Below are 20298 nucleotides of genomic sequence, written 5' to 3'. Positions count from 1 at the left end.
GGACGATCCAGTCGGCGTACATCTCACCAACATCTTTTGATATCAGCATGAAGATTTTGAGGCAACGAAAAAAACGGAATGAATGTTCTGCTACACATCGTTCCTGATAACGAAAATGCGCAAAAAATACCCCTGACATCTGCCTAACATGAACCATCCGTTAGCGCCGCATCACGATGTCAGGAGGCCTGCCGTGCACCTCGTAAATCCAATCAAGCAGCGTTTAAAAAGCGCTACACCGACCGTAGGTTGCTGGCTGACGCTCGCAAGCCCAGCCGTCGCCGAACTGATTGCCCATTGCGGTTTTGATTGGGTGGTCATTGACGCTGAGCACGGCCCCAGCGATACCCAGGATCTTGCGGCTCAACTGAGAGCCATTGACGCGGCCGCCTTTAAAGGGGCAAGAGCGGCCGGTGCCGTGCGAGTCACCGCCAACGATCCATCTCTGGTCAAGCGCGCTATGGATTGTGGGGCGCAGACCATCGTCTTCCCGAACGTCAACAGTGCGGCTGACGCGCGAGCCGCCGTGGCATCGATGTTATTCCCGCTACACGATGAAGGGGGTGTCAGAGGCGTCGCTGGAATGGTCAGGGCGGGGGCGTATGGAATGGACAGCCACTATGTCAAATCCGCAAACAACCAGGCGTGCGCCATTGTCCTGATTGAGTCAGTGGAAGGGGTGGCGAACGTCGACGCTATCGCTCAAGTCGAGGGTGTCGACTGTCTGTTCATCGGCACGGCGGATTTGTCGGCAAGCATGGGGCTACTGGGGCAAACCAGGCATGACAAGGTCAAGGCCGCAGTCGAGAAGGTGTTGATGGGGGCGCGCATGCACTCCAAGGCCGTAGGCATCTTTGCAACGTCGGTGGAAGAGGCACGCCAATACCGGGAGAAAGGTGTGACCTTCATCGCGCTGCACTCTGATGTTGGGTGGCTGACCAAGGGCGCGATGGACGCCTTGGACGCACTTGATCCAAAAAAATAATACCCGCCTGATCATCGAAAAGTTTCGATGAATAGCGCGATTTTTATTATTTAGACTGGAGGTTGTAAATGTCGATGTCAGACCGTGACGGGAAAATCTGGAAAGACGGAGAGTTAGTTGAGTGGCGTGAAGCCAATACCCATATTTTGACTCACACACTTCATTACGGCATGGGGGTGTTCGAGGGCATGCGTGCCTATGAAACCACGCGCGGACCTGCAGTCTTTCGCCTGAAAGAGCATATTCGTCGACTGTTCAATTCGGCGAAGATCTTTCAGTTGGATATTCCGTTTGATGAAGAAACTATTCGTCACTCGTGCATGGACGTCATCCGGGCAAATAACTACCGGTCATGTTATCTGCGGCCTTTGGTTTGGATCGGTTCAGACTTTCTGAGTATCGCGGCAAAAAACAACACCATTCATGTCGCGACAGCAGCATGGCCCATGGGCTCTTACCTGGGGGAAGAGGGCATGGAAAAGGGGATTCGGGTAAAAACGTCATCGTTTACCCGCCATCACGTTAACGTATCCATGGTGCGTGCCAAAGCGTGTGGCTATTACATCAACTCCATCCTGGCTAATCGAGAGGTGACTTCGCTCGGCTTTGATGAAGCGCTACTGCTGGACACTGAAGGTTATGTCAGTGAAGGCGCGGGCGAGAATGTTTTCATGGTTCGAGATGGCGTTATTTATACGCCCGACCTGGCCTCTTGCCTGGATGGCATCACCCGTGATTCGGTGATGGTTATTGCTCGAGACCTGGGCTTCGAAATTAGAGAGAAGCGTATTACACGCGATGAATTGTACTGCTGTGACGAGGCCTTCTTTACAGGCACTGCGGCTGAAGTTACACCCATTCGTGAACTCGATGGTCGGACCCTCGGTACCGGCTCGCGAGGCCCGATCACTCAGCAACTTCAAGAGGTCTACTTTTCTGCGGTGCATGGCACGAATGAAAGGTACGCCCATTGGTTGACCTGGGTTTGATAGTCGACTCACCGATTGTATAAAAATTGTGTATCCAGGTGGATAACCAATAATGAACATCAACGCTCAAAGGAATTTTTAAACGTTCCTGGCAGTGGCTGGAATTCTTGGTGTGAGGTGAAGCAAGCATGGACAGGTCCCTGCACGGTACTCCTGAAAATCCCGAGTTCTGCGCCGATGAAAACGACACGCAAGAGTCCGCAGAATGGCGTGATGCACTCCTTTCATTGATTGCCAATAGCGGCCCCGAGAGGGCTCGCCACATCATCGATGAACTGGTCAGTCTTGTTCGCGATCCCAACATCGGTTGGAAACCTTCGTTGGTTACGCCCTACATCAACACTATCTCCGTAGCAAAGCAGCCCGCATTCCCGGGCGATCTGGCAATCGAGGAACGTCTCTCATCGATCATTCGGTGGAATGCGCTCGCGATGGTCGTGCGTGCCAACCAGGCCTATGGTGATTTGGGGGGGCACATCGCCAGTTACGCGAGTGCGGCGGATTTGTTCGAGGTCGGTTTTAACCATTTTTTCAGAGCAAGGAGCGAGTCTTTTGGAGGCGACCTGGTCTTCTATCAACCTCACTCGGCTCCAGGTGTTTATGCGCGCGCCTTCCTTGAGGGGCGATTGGAAGAAACGAACCTCGTGCACTACCGGCAGGAAATCACCGCGGCCGGGCAAGGGGTGCAGGGTTTGTCCAGCTATCCACACCCTTGGTTAATGCCGGACTTCTGGCAATTTCCGACAGGGTCGATGGGTATCGGCCCAATCAGTTCGATCTTCCAGGCCCGTTTCATGCGCTACCTTCACAACCGTGACCTGCTAAACACCTCTGAGCGAAAAGTGTGGGGCGTTTTCGGTGACGGTGAGATGGATGAGCCGGAAAGCATGTCTGCCCTTACTTTGGCCGCAAGGGAGGGGCTGGATAATCTGATCTGGGTCGTCAATTGCAATCTGCAGCGATTAGACGGGCCGGTGCGAGGCAACGGGCGAATCATCGACGAGTTGGAAGCACTGTTTGTCGGGGCAGGCTGGAATGTCATAAAACTGGTTTGGGGGTCTGATTGGGACGGGCTTTTCGCCCGCGATACGGATGGAAGTCTGGTGCGCGCCCTTTCGCAAACCGTTGATGGGCAGTTCCAGACGTTTGCCGCGAAAGACGGGCGCTACAACAGGGACCATTTCTTTGGTCAAAACGAAGCATTGGCAAAGCTTGCCCAAGGTCTCACAGACGAACAGATCGATCGGCTGAAACGAGGCGGCCACGATATGGTGAAGATCTACGCCGCCTACCAAGCGGCGGCTGTTCATAAGGGGCAGCCTACGGTCATTCTTGCCCAGACCAAAAAAGGTTACGGGATGGGTGAAGCCGGCCAGGGAAGAATGACGACTCATCAGCAGAAGAAGCTGGATCGTGAAGCGCTTATCGGCTTTAGAAATCGATTCAATCTGCCCCTGACCGATGAGCAGGTTGAGACGCTCTCTTTCTACAAACCTGGCGCTGATAGTCGTGAAATGCGCTATCTGCTTGAGCGTCGCCAAAGCCTTGGGGGGTTCACGCCCGGTCGGCAAACGGATGTCCCTGTGGTCGCCGTGCCGGGGCTGGAGGTGTATGGAAGCTTTGCCACTCACGCGCAAGGCAAGGAAATGTCTACCACGATGGCGTTTGTGAGGATGCTCGGCAACTTGCTGAAAGATCCTCTCCTGGGGCGACGGGTAGTTCCCATCGTGGCTGACGAGGCCCGGACGTTCGGGATGGCGAATCTGTTCAGGCAAATTGGTATCTATTCCAGTGTCGGCCAGCATTATGAGCCAGAGGACATCGGCTCCATCCTGAGCTACCGAGAGGCGCTGGATGGACAAATACTTGAAGAGGGCATCAGCGAGGCCAGTGCCATCAGCTCCTGGGTGGCGGCGGCGACCAGCTACGCCACCCATGGCCTGCCCATGCTGCCGTTCTACATCTATTACTCAATGTTCGGATTTCAGCGAGTAGGTGATCTTATTTGGGCGGCGGCTGACCAAAGGGCCAGAGGCTTTCTGCTTGGCGCCACAGCAGGCCGTACAACCCTGGGAGGGGAAGGTCTGCAGCATCAAGATGGCAGCAGCCATTTGATGGCTGCTCTGGTACCAAACTGCAGAGCGTACGACCCGGCATTCGCGGGTGAGTTTGCGGTAATTCTTGATCATGGCATGCGCCAGATGCTGGAGAAACAGGTTGACGAGTTTTACTACGTCACCCTGATGAACGAAAACTACGCCCAGCCCAATCTTCCTGCTGATGTCGAGCAAGGCATCATCAAAGGTATGTACCTCTTCTGCGAACACGCGTGCGGAGCGGGATTGAACAGAGTGCGGCTGCTCGGATCAGGCACTGTCTTGCGCGAAGTGATGGCTGCGGCAGAACTCCTGAGCGCAGATTGGGAGGTCGGCTCTCAGGTGTGGAGTGTCACCAGTTTCACAGAAGTTGCGAGGGACGCCAGAGGTGTAGAGCGTTGGAACCGACATCATCCTGAAGGCGAACAGAAAACGAGCCACGTCAGTGAGTGCTTGCCGAAGGGGAGTCCAATCATTGCCGCGACCGATTATGTGCGCGCGCTACCGCAACTGATTGGCTCCTATGTTGAAGATCACTATGTTGTCCTGGGTACGGACGGCTTTGGTCGCAGCGATACGCGCACAGTTCTGCGCAAGTTTTTTGAAATAGACCGTCATCAGATCGTGCTGAGTGCGCTATGGGGTTTGGTGCATGAAGGAAAACTCAGTGCCGATGTCTGCTCTCGTGCCATTGAAAAGTACGACATCAAGTTTAACGAAACAGCCCCTTGGGAATGTTGATTCGAGTTTGTTAAGTGAGGGCTGGTGCTACGGTATGTCGCCGGTAGTGTCAGGGATGCATTAATCGAAAGTGTGAGAGCTTTTGGGGTGGGCATGAAAGAGTCTCGTCATCACTGCGTTACAATGCTACTGACCAAACTGAAGGTGTTTCGTTTGGATTTGTCCAAGGCTAACTTAGATAAAGTACTGGTTAATTCGCCGCTATTATTGCTTATGTTGATTTTTATTGTGCGATCCTGTGAGCGTTGACACCAGTGTCGATTTTCACCACAAGCAGCCTATTATCAGTGTGCTTCAAGTATCGAATAGGCAAGCAGAAGATACTACGACTTTCTTGCAACTTAATTATACTAAAATCCCCTTGACTATAGATAATATATGGTGTGTATGTTTTGTGTTTTTTGGGGGTGAAGTGGTTATGCCAAAGGTAAAGATCGATGCTACGGATCGCCGAATATTGGCGGCGCTACAGCGGGATGCCAGGCTTTCGAGTGCAGAACTTGCTGAGTTGGTGTCACTGAGCGCATCTCCTTGTTGGCGACGGGTCAAAAGGCTCGAAGAGCTCGGTCTGGTGCGTGGTTACCACGCCAGTATCAATACCGAAATGCTTGGCTACGCTATCACTGCCTTTGTCCAGGTGGCGCTGGATCAAAAAGATACTGACCATATGAAAGCATTCGAGGAGTCGATTACTGCCTTCGAACAGGTGATCGGCTGTCACTGTATTTCTGGGGTCTACGATTACCAGTTAACGATCCTGGCGACCGATCTGGCTGAGTTCAGTGAGTTCGCCAGAAAAAATATAAACGGTTTCCCAGGTGTCAAAGACGTGTGCACGTCCTTTGTCGTAAAAGAAGTCAAGGCGCCAGTAAACTTGATGGTCAGTCGATAAGGATGTAGCAAACAGAGCGCTATCGTCGGAACGCCGCCCGGAGCAAGCTCGCTCCCACGGGGATAGTGTTCAAATTGAAGGCATAAAAAAACGCCGCTCATCTCACGATGGGCGGCGTTTTTCATTGCGTTGCAACGTTAGGCTTGAACGACCGGGATGTTGGCGTTCGCAGCAGCTTCACGGAACTCGGCGATCTGGTCGAAGGACAGGTAGCGGTAGACATCGGCCGCCATGCTGTCGATCTTGCCAGCGTATTCCATGTACTCCTCGACGGTCGGCAGGCGACCCAGGATGGAAGCCACGGACGCCAGCTCGGCCGAAGCCAGGTAGACGTTCGCGCCGTCACCCAGACGGTTCGGGAAGTTACGGGTCGAAGTCGACACAACGGTCGAGTTCGGCTCTACACGTGCCTGGTTACCCATGCACAGCGAGCAGCCCGGCATTTCCATGCGCGCGCCGGCCTTGCCGTAGATGCCGTAGTAGCCTTCTTCGGTCAGCTGGTGAGCGTCCATCTTGGTCGGCGGCGACAGCCACAGACGGGTTGGCAGCTGACCCTTGACCTGTTCCAGCAGTTTACCGGCAGCGCGGAAGTGACCGATGTTGGTCATGCACGAACCGATGAACACTTCGTCGATCTTCTCGCCAGCAACGCTGGAGAGCAGGCGAGCGTCGTCCGGGTCGTTCGGCGCGCAGAGCACAGGTTCCTTGATGTCGGCCAGGTCGATCTCGATGACTTCGGCGTATTCAGCGTCCTTGTCCGCTTGCAGCAACTCAGGGTTGGCCAGCCAGGCTTCCATCGCTTGAGCGCGACGTTCCAGAGTACGTGCATCGCCGTAGCCTTCGCCGATCATCCAGCGCAGCAGGGTGATGTTGGACTGCAGGTATTCGGCAATCGACTCTTTGGACAGCTGGATGGTGCAACCGGCAGCCGAACGTTCAGCCGAGGCGTCAGACAGTTCGAACGCTTGCTCGACGGTCAGCTTAGGCAGACCTTCGATCTCCAGGATGCGACCGGAGAAGGCGTTCTTCTTGCCTTTCTTCTCTACGGTCAGCAGGCCAGCCTGGATCGCGTAGTAAGGAATGGCGTGAACCAGGTCACGCAGGGTGACGCCTGGCTGCAGTTCGCCTTTGAAGCGAACCAGGATCGACTCAGGCATGTCCAGCGGCATGACGCCGGTGGCTGCGGCGAACGCGACCAGACCGGAACCGGCCGGGAACGAGATGCCGATCGGGAAACGGGTGTGGGAGTCACCACCGGTACCGACGGTGTCCGGCAGCAGCATGCGGTTCAGCCACGAGTGGATGATGCCGTCGCCCGGACGCAGGGAAACGCCGCCGCGGGTCATGATGAAGTCAGGCAGGGTGTGGTGGGTGGTCACGTCGATCGGCTTTGGATAAGCCGCGGTGTGGCAGAAGGACTGCATCACCAGATCGGTCGAGAAGCCCAGGCACGCCAGGTCTTTCAGTTCGTCACGGGTCATCGGACCGGTGGTGTCCTGGGAGCCGACGGTGGTCATCTTCGGTTCGCAGTAGGTGCCCGGACGAACGCCGGTCACGCCGCAAGCCTTGCCGACCATTTTCTGCGCCAGGGTGAAACCCTTGGTGCTTTCAGCCGGTGCTTCAGGCTTCTTGAACAGGGTCGAAGGTGGCAGACCCAGCTCGGTGCGAGCCTTCTCGGTCAGGCCACGGCCGATGATCAGCGGAATACGGCCGCCGGCGCGAACTTCGTCCAACAGGACCGGGGTCTTCATTTCGAAGGTGGTCAGGACTTCGTCGGTGCCGTGCTTGCAGACTTTGCCAGCATGCGGGTACAGGTCGATCACGTCGCCCATGTGCATGTTGGATACGTCGAATTCGATTGGCAGTGCGCCAGCATCTTCCATGGTGTTGTAGAAGATCGGAGCGATCTTGCTGCCGAAGCAGAAACCGCCGGCACGCTTGTTCGGTACGTAAGGAACGTCGTCGCCGAAGAACCACAGTACGGAGTTGGTTGCCGATTTACGCGAAGAACCGGTACCGACCACATCACCGACGTAGGCGATAGGGAAGCCGGCGTTGCGCATTTCTTCGATCTGTTTCATCGGACCGGTGACGCCTTGTGCGTCAGGCACGATGCCGTCGCGAGCCATTTTCAGCATGGCCAGGGCGTGCAGCGGGATGTCTGGACGGGACCAGGCATCAGGCGCAGGGGACAGGTCGTCGGTGTTGGTTTCGCCGGTGACCTTGAACACGCGCAGGCTGATCTTGTCGGCCAGGGTCGGGCGCTTCACGAACCACTCGCCGTCAGCCCAGGATTGCAGCACGCCTTGGGCGTGAACGTTACCGTTCTTGGCTTTTTCAGCGACGTCGTGGAAGGCGTCGAACATCAGCAGGGTGTGCTTGAGTTCTTCGGCCGCTACTGGAGCCAGTTCGGCGTCGTCCAGCAGGTTAACCAGAGTCACGATGTTGTAGCCGCCCTGCATGGTGCCGAGCAGTTCAACAGCGCGCTTCTTGTCGATCAGAGGGGATTTGGCTTCGCCTTTGGCGATGGCGGACAGGAAGCCGGCCTTGACATAGGCTGCTTCGTCCACTCCTGGCGGAACGCGATTGGTGATCAGGTCAACGAGGAATGCTTCTTCGCCAGCCGGGGGATTTTTCAGCAGCTCGACCAGGCCTGCAGTTTGTTCGGCGTTTAGCGGCTGGGGAACGATACCCAGTGCTGCGCGCTCTTCGATATGTTTGCGGTAGGCTTCAAGCACAGTTATTACCCTCATCAGTGGTCCCAAATGGGTGTCCGGGACGCTCATCCCGAAATTGCCGTACTCATGCGCAGCATGGCGTTGTGAGCCACTTAGCCAGAATTACCGACAATTCCTTACAGAAGCTGCTTTCAAAGTTTTACGCCTGCAGAACGGGAGCTGATGAGGGTTGGCGTTGGGTTTTTCCCCGCTGGAAAAACCCCTCGCCAACACCGCTCTGAAGGAACGACTGTGCTCGTGACGCTTTGAAAACAGCTTCTAACGGACATTGGCGCCTAAAAAGGCAGGCTGATTCTACGGCAAAAAAAAATTAAAGGTAAGTCAGTGTTTATTGGACTTTGGTGGTGGCGCTCACTGGAGCCCCATTCTCCATGGGCCCTGAACTTTGAGGGGTGATCAATGGCCGACAAAGGGCTAACATGCCGGCCTGTTCTGCTTTTTCGCGTTTATGCCTATCTATGCCCAATCAGACCATCAAGACACCCTGCGTCGGCCTCTGCTCCACTGTTTACGGTGACCTGGTGTGCCGTGGCTGCAAGCGTTTCCACCACGAAGTGATCCACTGGAACGGTTACAACGAGGAAGAAAAACGCGCGGTATGGCTGCGTCTTGAGCAGTTGCTGTCGCAAGTGATGGCCGCCAAGGTGGAAATTTTCGATCCGGCGCTGCTGAGAATGCAGCTGGAACAGCGCAAGATCCGCTTCGTGCCCCATCAGTCGGAATATTGCTGGGCCTACCAGTTGATCGCCCGCGGCGCCCGGGTGATCAACAACCTGGAAGCCTACGGGATGGTGCTGTTGCCGGAGTTTCGCGATTGGAACCTGCCGGAACTGCGCGATGCCATTGATCGGGAGTTTTTCCTGCTCTCCGAAGCCCATTACCAGCGCTACATTGCGCCAGGGTTCCTGAAAGACGCCTTTGGCGGCTAAGAGCATCGCGAGCAGGCTCGCCCCACACTGGACCTGTGTCGTTCACAAATCCCCTGTGGGAGCGAGCTTGCTCGCGATGGCGTTCGACCCGACAGCAAAAATCTCAATGCTTGTCGGCAATTTCATCCAGATGATCCTCGATCTCTTGCGGCTTGAGCACCAGCACATCGCTCTCCAGCTTATCCAGCACCACTTCCGCCGTGTTGCCGATCAATGCCCCTGACAACCCGCTACGCGCCACGGTGCCGATCACCGTCACCGCTGCCTGCAGCTTGTGCGCCATGAATGGAATCAACACGTCCGCCGGGCCTTCCTCGATGTGCAGGTGATCATCGTCAATGTCGAACTCCGCCTGGAACGCCCTGCACTGTTCGCGATAACGCGCCTGGATGGTTTCGCTGAGTTGAAACGTCGGGTCGGCCGCCGACAGCATCGGCGACGGGTGGGCGCTGATCACATGCAGATGGGCCTTGGCCAGGCCGGCGATGTCATAGCCATGATCGATGATGGTGTTGTGCAGATGGCGATGCTCGCCGTCGGCGTTGCCCACGTCGATGGCCGCCAGAATTACTTTGTCTTGCCAGGAGCCGGAGGTCTTGACCAGCAGTACCGGCGCCGGACAACTGCGCAGCAGTTTCCAGTCATCCGGGGTCAGCAGGGCCTTTTTCAGCGCGCTGTCGGGAAAGTGCTGCTTGACCACCAGCCCACATCCCTCGGCCTGCTGCACATCGACGATGGTGTCATGCAGAGTGTCGCGCCACGCCTGCTCGGTGGTGACGCTGTAGCCGACTTCCAGTAGCTCTTCCTTGAGCGCCCTGAGGTGTTCGGAGTGATCATGCTTCTTGTCACAGACCAACAGGTGCAAGTGCGCCTGGGTCTTGCAGGCGATCAATTTGGCGCGGGCCAGGGCCAGGCTCTCATCCGGTGAAGGTTCGATGACCACCAGAATGCTGCGAACGGCTTGCATGTGCGGGATCTCCTGAAAATAAAAAAGCACGGCGTTGCACAACTATAGTTGCTGTCTGCGATTCGGGGACTTGATGCATATCAACGGTTGGCGACTGGTGGTCTGCGGGCAGGCCGGTATAATCGGCGCCCTTCGTTTTGAACCTATTTTTCCGTGAGCCCCATGATCCTTCCCGAAATTCACGAGTTCCTTGGCTGCCGCACCCCCGACGGCTGGATCCAGGCCGCGCTGGCCGATCAGGAAACCCTGCTGATCGACCACAAGAACTGCGAATTCAAGGCCGCGAGCACTGCGTTGAGCCTGATCGCCAAGTATCACTCCCACGTCGATCTGATCAACATGATGTCGCGTCTGGCCCGGGAAGAACTGGTGCACCACGAACAGGTCATGCGCTTGATGAAACGGCGCAAGATCGAGTTGCGCCAGCTGTCCGCCGGGCGCTATGCGTCGGGGCTGCGCAAGGTGGTGCGCAGTCACGAGCCGGTGAAACTGGTGGACACCCTGGTGGTGGGGGCCTTCATCGAGGCCCGCAGTTGCGAGCGTTTCGAAGCCCTGGTGCCGCATCTGGACGAAGAGCTGGGCAAGTTCTATTTCGGCCTGCTCAAGAGCGAGGCCCGGCATTTCCAGGGTTACCTGAAACTGGCTTACCAGTACGGCGATGCCAAGGACATCGCCCAGGTGATCGACAAGGTCCGCGCCGCCGAGCAGGAACTGATCGAGTCACCGGATGTGGAATTCCGTTTTCATAGTGGTGTGCCGGCTGCGGCCTGAACGCACCGCCGCTCCCACATTGGAATGTATTTCCCTGTGGGAGCGAGCCTGCTCGCGAAGGGGCCATCAGCAACACAGACCCAGCCGTTCATGCCATTGCGCGATGGACTCTTTGGGGTACAGATCGAACTGTAGATCTGCAGGCTGCGCCTCCACTTCCGCCCATGATGCCTTTGAACCCAGCATCAGGTGCGTGTGCTCCGGCGGCACCGGCAGCGGGGTGTCGATGGCCGAGGCGAACGGGTGGATCAACTCCGGCCACTCCGGGCTAAACAGCCATAATCCCGAGCCACAAACCGAGCAGAAATGCCGCTCGGCGGTACTGCTGTGGGCGCGTTTGTCGCCTTCTTCCTTGAGTCGCGCATGGTAAATCGCGATGTGCTTGCGCCCGCGAACCTTGAGGCTGGCGGCATCGCCACCGAGGTTGATCGCAAAACCGCCACCGCCCTGGGTCTTGCGGCAGATCGAACAGTAGCAACGCTGATAAGGGTAGGGGTGGGCGCTGGTCAGGCTGAACGACACCGCGCCGCAATGGCAGGAACCTTCGAGTTGCATGGGAACCTCCGGCTGGATTGAGCGTACTCAGGACAGCCTAGACCGTCAGGTCGACTCGACAGGCACCAGGATCGCGTCGCCGGTAGCCACCAGTTTCAGTTGATCACCGTTTTGCGCGAACAACTCGGCGCGAGCGAACACCTGTTTCTTGCCGGCTTTCACCACCCGGCCCCGGGCGATGAACACTTCACCGATGGCAGGCGCCAGGCAGTTGACTGAAAAGTGCGAGGCCAGCACGTTGCCCGCCACGGTGCCGGCGGCAAAACCGCAGACGGTGTCGAGCATCGCGCCAATCAGGCCGGCATGCAGGAAACCGGCGTATTGCGCCATGTCGGTCTCGCGAAAAGCCATGGTGAGCTCGGCTTCGCCGCTTTCGGCGCGGGTGACTTCGAAGCCGGCCCAGCGGTTGAAGGCTGATGTCGAGTTGATGTGCTTGAGTGTGTTGAGCATGGCGAATCCCTCCGCTTGAGGGTTCAACATGCGCCGGGTTTGGGTGGATGTCATGGTCCATAAGGGAAGGTGATGGGCTGGTGGGTTGGTGGTGAATGGGCTGGCCTCATCGCGAGCAGGCTCGCTCCCACAGGGGATCGCGTTCCAAAATGTGGGAGCTGGCTTGCCTGCGATGAACGATAACGCGGTCTACCGCCCGGGCACCCGCCACAAATACCAGGAGGCCACCGTCCGGTAAGGGCTCCACGCCAACCCGATCTCGATCATCTGCTTGCGCGTCGGCTGCACCTCCAGGCCCTTGAGCCGTCGATAACCGTCACGCACGCCAAAGTCATCGGCTGGCAAAATGTCCGGCCGCTCCAGGCTGTAGATCAGCAGCATCTCCACGGTCCAGCGACCCACGCCGCGCAACGCGATCAACCGTTCGATCAGCGCTTCATCGTCCATGGCCAGCGCCGTGGCGTAATCCGGCACCACGCCGTCCAGCGACGCCTGGGCGATGCCTTGAATGGTCGCGATTTTGTTCGCGGAAAATCCGCAACTGCGCAGTCGGTCGAAATCCGTGGCGACGATCTGTTCAGGCCGGGGAAACGAAGCCGAACCGAACAGCGCCAGCAGCCGGCCGACAATCGCGTCGCCGGCCTTGGCGTGCAGTTGCTGATAGGCAATCGCCCGCACCAGCGACTCATACGGGTCACGGGCCGCATGGGGCTGGTGCAGGCACGGGCCGATGGCGTCGATGTGGCGGCGCCAGTCGTCATCGATGGCGGCCAGGAAGGCACTGGCCACCTGATAGGCGTCAGCCATGGGCTCAGGCATTCCCGGACGGTTTCAACAGGGCGTTCACTTCGCCATAGGTCAAGGCCTTCAGGTCGTGGGTATCGAACCGGCCGGTTTGCAGAAAGCTTTTGGAGATGCCGGCCATGGCGCCGTAGAGGAATTCGGCGATGCCTGAACCCGCGGTCAGGCGGCGTACGCCGAGTGCTTCAAGCGCTTCGGGCGACGGCAAGCCCGGGAACCCCAGCACATTCAGTGGCAGCGAGGTGCCCTGGCACAGCGCCTTGATCTCGTACTCGGCGGTAACGCCGGCGGCAAACAGGCCATTGGCACCGGCTGCCTGATACAGTGCGGCGCGCTTGAGGGTTTCGGCGACGCGATCTTCGGCGGGCACCAGGCCCCGCAGGTAGACATCGGTGCGCGCATTGATAAACAGGTTCACGTTGCGTCGGTCGGCCACCTGACGGGCGACTTCAATCTTGCGTACCAGCAATTCCGGCGGTGAGGAACCGTCTTCGATGTTGATCCCGACCGCACCGGCGGCGATCACCGCGCCAACCACCTGGGCCACCCGCTCCAGGTCATCGGAATAACCGGCCTCGATGTCCACGGTCAGCGGCACGGAAATGACCCGGGCAATCGACTCGACCGTCGAAACCAGACGCTCAAGGGGCAGGGTGTTGCCGTCCGGATAACCATGCACCCAGGCCACCGCCGCGCTGCTGGTGGCCACGGCCTTGTTGCCCAGTTGCTCCACCAGCCGCGCACCGGCGGCATCGGCGACGTTGGTGAGAATCAGCAAACCCTCTTGATGCAGGTGGTGCAGTTGATTGTCGAGCCTGTCCATCGAGTTTCCTTCCTTATGAAAAACCTGTGGGGGGATCAGAACGCCAGTTGCTCTGTGAGCTGCACCGCGGCGTTTTCCAGCCTGAGCAGAAACGCTTTGCGCGGCTGGCCTCCAGCGTAGCCGGTCAACGAGCCGTCGGCGCCGATCACCCGGTGGCACGGCACGACAATCGATAAGCGGTTATGCCCATTGGCCAGGCCCACCGCGCGGCTGGCGCCGGGCTTGCCCAGCCTCGCCGCTATGGCGCCGTAGGTGGTGGTCCGGCCGTAGGGGATCTTCGCCAGTTCGGCCCAGACCTGGCGGGAGAACTCGCTGCCGGGCATGTGCAAGGCCACGCTGAACTCTGTGAGCGTGCCGGCGAAGTACGCGGACAACTGCTCTTCGATCTGCTGCAAATGCGCGTTGTGCCCCGGCGCCACGGCATAACCGAAACGGCTTTGCAGCGCTTCGACCGCAGGGCTCAGCGATGCCTGATCGAGAAACTCCAGCAGCACCAGTCCACGCCGTTCGGCCATGGCGATCATCGGCCCCAGCGGCGTGGTCAGGCGGGTGAACAGCAGCGGCTCGCTGTTGGCCGCGCGGCCCGGGGTGATGTGAAACGATTTCTGAAAGGCATCGCGAAATCCGCTCAGGGACTCGTAGCCCGAATCGAAGGCGACGTCATCGATGGAGCCGCCTTGTTTGATTCCGCCCAACGCCATGCCCAGGCGCCGGGCGCGCAGCCAGGCGTGGAAGGTCATGCCGAAGTGCTGCTTGAACCAGCGGCGCAGTTTCAGCGGTTCGATGCCTTCGGCCACTAGCTGGGCGTCGGTCCAGCGCTGTTCCGGGTCGGCGTCCACCGATTTGAACAGTGCTCGCACCCAGTCCGGCGCACTGGCGGCGGTGTCCAGTGGTTTGCAGCGCAGGCAGGCGCGATAGCCCGCCGCCTGGCATTGTTCGGCGCTGGCAAAGAACTCGACATTCTCAGGCTTCGGGCTGCGGGCGGTGCAACCGGGGCGGCAGAAAATGCCTGTGGTCTTGACCGCCGTGAAGAACACTCCCTCGTAGGAAGTGTCTCGCTCGAGCATGGCGCGCACCATCTCGGCACGGGGCGGAAGCAGCGTTTTTTGTAGGTTCATGGGCGCAGCATAGATCGCGGCATGGGCGACCTCCACCGGAGAATCGACAGTGAATTTCGTTGATTGCAGGCAGTACCCTGTGGGAGCGAGCCTGCTCGCGAAGGCGGCGTGTCAGTCACCTCGATATTGGATGACACTCCGCTTTCGCGAGCAGGCGCGCTCCCACACGGATTACCAACATTTCAGGCACGTCTGGCCATCAGCAATACCGACGCCGCAGCCGACAACAACCCGGCGCAGCAACGGTTGAACATCCGCTTGCCCGACGGTCTGGCGAACCAGCGGCGCATGTGCAGGCCCATGTAGGCGTAAGCGCCGATGGCAATCCATTCCAGCACCAGAAACAGCGCGCCCAACACCACGAACTGCGGCCCGATGGCGTGGGTCGAGTCGACGAACTGCGGCAGGAACGCGGTGAAAATCAGGATGGCCTTGGGGTTGCCGGCCGCGACCAGGAATTCCTGCCGGGCCAGTGCCAGCGTGCCCACAGGCGCTGAGGTCACCACGTTCTCTACACCCGGATCGGCGCGCCACAATTGCCAGGCGAGGTAGAACAGGTAGGCCGCGCCGAGGATCTTGATCGCGTAGAACAGCAGCTCGGAGGTTTGCAACACCACCGCCAGCCCCGCCGAGGCCAGGGCAATCATCCCGGCGAACGCTAGCAACCGGCCGATGCCGGCCACGCACGCGGTGCGGTAGCCATAGCGGGTCGAATTGCTGACCGACAGCAGGTTGTTGGGGCCGGGTGCCATGTTGAGTGCAAAGCAGGCCGGCAGGAACAGGGTGAGGGTGGCGAGGTCCATGGTGGGCTCCTGTAGCAAGAGCGCTATTTTTATCACGGCTCACCCTTGGCCAGACCCATACAGTCATGGGCGCAAACCACCGTACACAGGGCTATCTGGCGAACTTTTTCGCCCCGGCGACGCACAGGATCACGGCGACGGTGACACCCAGCATGCCTACGCTGACCTGTTCATGCAGCAGGGTGGCGGCCAGGGTCAGCCCGAAAAATGGCTGAAGCAGCTGCAATTGCCCGACGGCGGCGATGCCCCCTTGGGCGAGCCCGCGATACCAGAACACGAAACCGATCAGCATGCTGAACAGCGAAACGTAAGCCAGGCTGAACCAGGCCGGCGTACTGATGCCGGTGAACGAAGCCGGCATGCGCATCCAGCTGAGCACCGCCACGACCGGCAGCGACAGCACCAGCGCCCAGCTGATCACCTGCCAGCCACCCAGTGTGCGCGACAGCTTTGCGCCTTCGGCATAACCCAGACCGCAGGCGAGGATGGCCAGCAGCATCAGGATATCGCCCTGGGGGGAGGCGGTCAGCCCCTGGGACAGGGCAAACCCGACCACCAGCAGGCTGCCCAGCACCGAGAAAATCCAGAATGCCGCCCGTGGCCGCTCGCCGCCGCGCAGGACGCCGAACACCGCTGTCGCCAGGGGCAGCAGGCCGACGAAGACGATGGAGTGCGCGGACGTCACGTATTGCAGGGCTAGCGCGGTCAACAGGGGAAAACCGATGACCACGCCCAGGGCGACGATGATCAGCGGTATCAGTTGCTGGCGCGCCGGGCGTTTTTCCTTGAATAACCACAGCAGACACAGCGCCAGGACCGCCGCGATGGTCGCGCGCGCGACCGTCAGGAACACCGGATCGAACTCCAGCACCGCCACCCGTGTCGCCGGTAGCGAGCCGCTGAAGATCACCACGCCGATCAGGCCGTTGATCCAGCCGCTGGTGCTGTTTTCCAGCGTCCGGTGTTGCAGGTCCGAGGTCCGTTCCATTTGGCTCACGCTCATTGTCTGATTGCACGAAACTCATCCTATGAGCGACTATCGATACAATCAAAAAATTGTCATGGATACATCTCGACATGCCCAGATCCCGCTACAAGACCCTGGTGGATGCCTTTGCCGCCGACATCCGCTCCGGGCGTCTGCCGCCCGGCACGCGCCTGCCGACTCACCGGCAACTGGCCACGGAGCACGGTCTGGCGCTGGTCACCGCCAGCCGGGTGTATGCCGAGCTGGAGGGCATGGGCCTGGTCAGCGGCGAAACCGGACGCGGGACTTTTGTCAGGGAAACCTCGCTGCCGCCGGGGCAGGGCATCTCGCAGCACGTGGTGGCGGCGGGGATGATCGACCTGAATTTCAACTACCCGTCATTGCCCGGTCAGGCCGACCTGTTGCGCACGGCGTTGCGTCAACTGGCCTTGTCCGGTGACCTGGAATCGCTCCTGCGTTATCAGCCCCACGCGGGACGCCTGCATGAGCGAGCTTCGGTCGCGCGTCATCTGCTTGATCGCGGGCTGAGCGTGCCGGCCGAACAGGTGTTGATCGTCAGCGGCGCCCAACATGGCCTGGCGGTGGCGATGATGACGATGCTCAAGCCCGGTGATGTGATCGCCGCCGATGCGCTGACCTATCCCGGTTTCAAGACCCTGGCCGAAACCCTGCATCTGGAAATCTTGCCGATTCCGGCCACCGATACCGGGCCTGATCTGCCTGCCCTGGAAAAGCTCTGCCGCAGCCGATCGGTACGGGCCGTCTACTCGATGCCGACCTTGCACAACCCTTTGGGCTGGGTGATGGACCTCGATCAGCGCGAGCAGTTGGTGGCGATTGCGCGCCGGCATGACTTGACGATCATCGAGGACGCCGCCTATGCGTTCCTGGCCGAAAACGTCCCGCCACCGCTGGCCGAGCTGGCGCCTGAGAGGACGGTGTACGTGTCCGGCCTGTCGAAGAATGTTGCCACCGGGTTGCGTGTCGGTTTCATCGCTGCGCCCGCGCAATGGGTCGCCGCCTTCGAGCGCACGATCATGGCGACCACCTGGAACACCCCCGGCGTGATGACCGCCATCGTCACGGCCTGGCTCGACGATGGCACCGTCAGCCAACTGGAGGCGCAAAAACGCGCGGACGCCCGAGCCCGGCAGGCCTTGGCCCGCGAGGTGCTGGCGGGGCTCAGAACCATCAGTCACCCGAATTCCTACTTCATCTGGCTGCCGTTGGCGGAAGACGCCCGGGCCGACCAGATCGCCATGGCGCTGATGCGCGAGCAGGTGTCGGTGTCGCCCGCCGAGCCCTTTGCGATTTCGGCTCATGTGCCGCACGCGATACGCCTGGCGTTGGGGTCGGTGGACATGGATTCGCTGCGCCTGGCCTTGGCCAAAGTGAAAAGTGTCGTGGGTTACTACTCATAGCTAGACAGGGGCGTTTTGTTCAATACGCGAGCCGGCGGGCTCATTACCTTGGGGACCTTGTTCAACTCGATGGAAGAAGGTGTGCAATGAGTCTGATGATATCCATGGCGGCGTTTGCGTTGGTCGCGTCCATCACGCCGGGGCCGGTGAATATCGTGGCGTTGAGCTCCGGCGCGCGCTTTGGCTTCAGGGCCAGCCAGCGTCACGTGGCCGGAGCCACGCTGGGGTTTGTCTTGCTGTTGGTGCTGATGGGATTGGGCCTGCATGAGCTGTTGCAACAGTGGCCGGCACTGACGCAGGTGGTGCAATGGGCGGGTGTCGCCTTCCTGTTGTACATGGCGTTCAAGCTGGCGGCTGACAATGGGCAGGTGCAGGCCAGTGAGTCGGCCCAGGCACCGTCGATGCTGTATGGCGCCATCATGCAATGGCTCAACCCGAAGGCCTGGCTGGCCTGCGTGGCCGGCATGGGCGCGTTCGTCGCCGATGGCGAGGCGCGCCTGGTCTGGCAGTTCGCCGCGATTTATCTGGTGATCTGTTATGTGTCGGTCGGTTGCTGGGCCTATGCCGGGACGTTTTTGCGGGGGTTTTTGAACAACCCGGCGGGGATGCGCCTGTTCAATCGCGCCATGGCGTTGTTGCTGGTGGTGAGTGCGGTGTATCTGGTGTTGCCGTAACGGCAATCTCGGCGGATTCAGCCCCGATACTGCCCCGGCGTTGCCGCCAAATGCTGTTTGAACGCCCGTTGAAAATGCGCCTGATCGGCGAACCCCGCCTCCAGTGCCACGTCCGCGATCAGCTTGCCGCTGCGCAATTGATCCTGGGCGAACTGGATGCGCCGGTTCACCAGGAACGCGTGGGGCGTCATGCCGTAATGCTGTTTGAAGGCGCGGATCAGGTAGGACGGCGACAATTGTGCCGCCTCGCATATGTCTTCGAGCCTGAGGGTTTGCGTGCAGTGGTCACGGATGTAGTCGGCCGCGCGCTCCAGCTTGAAGTTGGGTTCGCGCAGCGGCGGGTTGGCCGGGTTGAGTCGCAGCTGAACCTCGGTAAAGAACTCCACGGCCACGCTGTGTTTGCGCAGCACATCTTGCTGTGGATCGACCAGCACCTCATACAAACCCGCGAGGCCGGTAAACAGATGGGCGTCGCGGGTATGGGTCAGGGAAAAGCGGCGAAACGCCGCGTCATCGCTGAACCCGAGCTGATGCTGCAAATCGGTCAGCCACGGTGTATCGACGTACAGCATAAGGTACGACCAGGGTTGGTCTTCGATCGGGTTGCAGGCGTGGACGTCGCCGGGGTTCATCAGCACCACCGTGCCGACGCTGACCTCGAATGCCGACTGCTCATGCAGATAAGTGCTGCGCCCGGCGGTGATCGCCCCGATGGAAAAGTGCTCGTGGGCGTGCCGGGTGTAGCAGACTTCGCGCCCGTCGGCGATGGAGCGGGCTTCGATGAAGGGCAGGGCATCATCGCGCCAGAAGCGCGGGGCCTGGTCGGCGTTCTTGGCAACGGCGTGCTTCATGCTCACTCCTCGGCAGGTCGATGCCCGAGTGTATTAGCTCTCGCCGTCAAAGGCTCGTTGCAGCGTGGCGATATCGAGTTTTTTCATCTGCATCATCGCCTGCATGGCCCGTTGCGATTTTTTCGTGTCGGGGTCTTTGATCATGTCCATCATCGCCACGGGGACGATCTGCCACGACAGCCCGAACTTGTCCTTGAGCCAGCCGCATTGCTGGGCTTCGGGCGCGCCACCGGCCGACAGGTTGCCCCAGTAATGATCGACTTCATCCTGTGTCAGGCAATTGACCTGAAACGAAACCGCTTCGCTGAACTTGAATAAAGGCCCGCCGTTGAGGCCGGTGAAACTCTGCCCGTCGAGCTCGAAGCTGACGGTCATGACCGAACCCTCGGGCCGGCCGTGGAACTCGAATCCGGCGTGGCCGTAATGGGTGATGGCAGTGATTTTCGAGTGGTCGAAGATCGAGCAATAGAACTTCGCCGCCTCTTCGGCCTGATCGTCGAACCACAGGCAGGGCGTGAGTTTTTGTACGCGTAGCATGGTGCCAGCTCCTCTGCAGGTAACGCATGTTCCGGACTTTTAGCGTAGTCAGCCTCTGGTCGTCTGGCCGTACCGTAGATCGAGAAAATTGCCGCAGGGTAGCATGGTGGTAGTCAAAATGACTTTTAGTGGAGTCAAACAGACTATCTTGGCTATGGGTCATTATGAC

Annotated in this window: 19 protein-coding genes; 8 read left to right on the top strand and 11 right to left on the bottom strand. The window is 59.3% G+C overall.

The window, feature by feature from the left end:
• Positions 1–193: 193 nt before the first annotated feature.
• The 4 genes from ACM6J5_RS15020 (at position 194) to ACM6J5_RS15005 (ending at position 5703) form a co-directional block, all read left to right on the top strand.
• Entirely contained in the window at positions 194–985 is a 792-nt protein-coding gene (locus ACM6J5_RS15020) for an HpcH/HpaI aldolase family protein (RefSeq protein WP_414928841.1), read from the top strand.
• Positions 986–1053: 68 nt separating this feature from the next.
• Entirely contained in the window at positions 1054–1974 is a 921-nt protein-coding gene (locus ACM6J5_RS15015; RefSeq protein ID WP_414928840.1) for a branched-chain amino acid transaminase, read from the top strand.
• Positions 1975–2102: 128 nt separating this feature from the next.
• Complete coding sequence (mdeB, locus tag ACM6J5_RS15010; RefSeq protein ID WP_414928839.1) at positions 2103–4811, top strand: alpha-ketoglutarate dehydrogenase; 2709 nt, start codon at positions 2103–2105, stop codon at positions 4809–4811.
• Positions 4812–5229: 418 nt separating this feature from the next.
• Entirely contained in the window at positions 5230–5703 is a 474-nt protein-coding gene (locus ACM6J5_RS15005) for an Lrp/AsnC family transcriptional regulator (RefSeq protein ID WP_414928838.1), read from the top strand.
• 137 nt (positions 5704–5840) lie between these two features.
• Here ACM6J5_RS15005 and acnB read toward each other — a convergent pair whose 3' ends face one another.
• The gene (gene acnB, locus ACM6J5_RS15000) at positions 5841–8441 is read right to left on the bottom strand and encodes a bifunctional aconitate hydratase 2/2-methylisocitrate dehydratase (protein WP_095944158.1); all 2601 of its coding nucleotides are present in this window, start codon (positions 8439–8441) and stop codon (positions 5841–5843) included.
• A gap of 458 nt (positions 8442–8899) precedes the next feature.
• Here acnB and ACM6J5_RS14995 point away from each other — a divergent pair, with 458 nt between their 5' ends.
• Positions 8900–9370, top strand: a complete 471-nt coding sequence (locus ACM6J5_RS14995; RefSeq protein WP_007937731.1) for a DUF1289 domain-containing protein — start codon at positions 8900–8902, stop codon at positions 9368–9370.
• Positions 9371–9473: 103 nt separating this feature from the next.
• Here ACM6J5_RS14995 and ACM6J5_RS14990 read toward each other — a convergent pair whose 3' ends face one another.
• Positions 9474–10337: a universal stress protein gene (locus tag ACM6J5_RS14990; protein WP_095944159.1), complete on the bottom strand. Its 864-nt coding sequence runs from the start codon at positions 10335–10337 to the stop codon at positions 9474–9476.
• A 162-nt stretch (positions 10338–10499) separates the two neighbouring features.
• Between ACM6J5_RS14990 and ACM6J5_RS14985 the strand changes: the two genes are divergently transcribed.
• Positions 10500–11108 (top strand): tRNA-(ms[2]io[6]A)-hydroxylase, encoded by a 609-nt coding sequence (locus tag ACM6J5_RS14985; RefSeq protein ID WP_007986374.1) that lies wholly within the window; start codon positions 10500–10502, stop codon positions 11106–11108.
• 66 nt (positions 11109–11174) lie between these two features.
• On the opposite strand, the gene ACM6J5_RS14980 is transcribed toward ACM6J5_RS14985, so the two are convergent.
• From ACM6J5_RS14980 to ACM6J5_RS14950, 7 genes are all read right to left on the bottom strand, one after another.
• Entirely contained in the window at positions 11175–11663 is a 489-nt protein-coding gene (locus ACM6J5_RS14980) for a GFA family protein (RefSeq protein WP_414928837.1), read from the bottom strand.
• Positions 11664–11708: 45 nt separating this feature from the next.
• Positions 11709–12113 carry a PaaI family thioesterase gene (locus tag ACM6J5_RS14975; RefSeq protein WP_095944161.1) on the bottom strand — a complete coding sequence of 135 codons (405 nt, stop codon included), beginning with the start codon at positions 12111–12113 and terminating at the stop codon, positions 11709–11711.
• 189 nt (positions 12114–12302) lie between these two features.
• Positions 12303–12920 carry a DNA-3-methyladenine glycosylase family protein gene (locus tag ACM6J5_RS14970; RefSeq protein WP_095946055.1) on the bottom strand — a complete coding sequence of 206 codons (618 nt, stop codon included), beginning with the start codon at positions 12918–12920 and terminating at the stop codon, positions 12303–12305.
• 4 nt (positions 12921–12924) lie between these two features.
• The gene (locus ACM6J5_RS14965; protein ID WP_095946056.1) at positions 12925–13737 is read right to left on the bottom strand and encodes an isocitrate lyase/PEP mutase family protein; all 813 of its coding nucleotides are present in this window, start codon (positions 13735–13737) and stop codon (positions 12925–12927) included.
• Between the two features lie 35 nt (positions 13738–13772).
• On the bottom strand, positions 13773–14855 hold the full coding sequence (locus tag ACM6J5_RS14960; protein WP_095946057.1) for a bifunctional transcriptional activator/DNA repair enzyme AdaA: 1083 nt from the start codon (positions 14853–14855) through the stop codon (positions 13773–13775).
• A gap of 182 nt (positions 14856–15037) precedes the next feature.
• Positions 15038–15658, bottom strand: coding sequence for a LysE family translocator (locus ACM6J5_RS14955; RefSeq protein ID WP_095946058.1), 621 nt, complete (start codon positions 15656–15658; stop codon positions 15038–15040).
• 91 nt (positions 15659–15749) lie between these two features.
• Positions 15750–16646 (bottom strand): DMT family transporter, encoded by an 897-nt coding sequence (locus ACM6J5_RS14950; protein ID WP_095946059.1) that lies wholly within the window; start codon positions 16644–16646, stop codon positions 15750–15752.
• Between the two features lie 89 nt (positions 16647–16735).
• Here ACM6J5_RS14950 and ACM6J5_RS14945 point away from each other — a divergent pair, with 89 nt between their 5' ends.
• Together ACM6J5_RS14945 and ACM6J5_RS14940 are read left to right on the top strand one after the other, a co-directional pair.
• The gene (locus ACM6J5_RS14945; RefSeq protein WP_150672963.1) at positions 16736–18067 is read left to right on the top strand and encodes a PLP-dependent aminotransferase family protein; all 1332 of its coding nucleotides are present in this window, start codon (positions 16736–16738) and stop codon (positions 18065–18067) included.
• Positions 18068–18153: 86 nt separating this feature from the next.
• On the top strand, positions 18154–18741 hold the full coding sequence (locus tag ACM6J5_RS14940) for a LysE family translocator (protein WP_095946061.1): 588 nt from the start codon (positions 18154–18156) through the stop codon (positions 18739–18741).
• Positions 18742–18758: 17 nt separating this feature from the next.
• Here the strand turns inward: ACM6J5_RS14940 and ACM6J5_RS14935 are convergent, their stop codons facing one another.
• Positions 18759–19592: an AraC family transcriptional regulator gene (locus ACM6J5_RS14935; RefSeq protein WP_095946062.1), complete on the bottom strand. Its 834-nt coding sequence runs from the start codon at positions 19590–19592 to the stop codon at positions 18759–18761.
• Positions 19593–19625: 33 nt separating this feature from the next.
• The gene (locus ACM6J5_RS14930; RefSeq protein ID WP_095946063.1) at positions 19626–20129 is read right to left on the bottom strand and encodes a VOC family protein; all 504 of its coding nucleotides are present in this window, start codon (positions 20127–20129) and stop codon (positions 19626–19628) included.
• Positions 20130–20298 lie beyond the last annotated feature (169 nt).

This window comes from Pseudomonas sp. IT-P74 (assembly GCF_949768175.1).
In the GTDB taxonomy this organism is placed as follows: Bacteria; Pseudomonadota; Gammaproteobacteria; order Pseudomonadales; family Pseudomonadaceae; genus Aquipseudomonas.
This window is presented reverse-complemented; position numbering and strand designations above follow the sequence as displayed.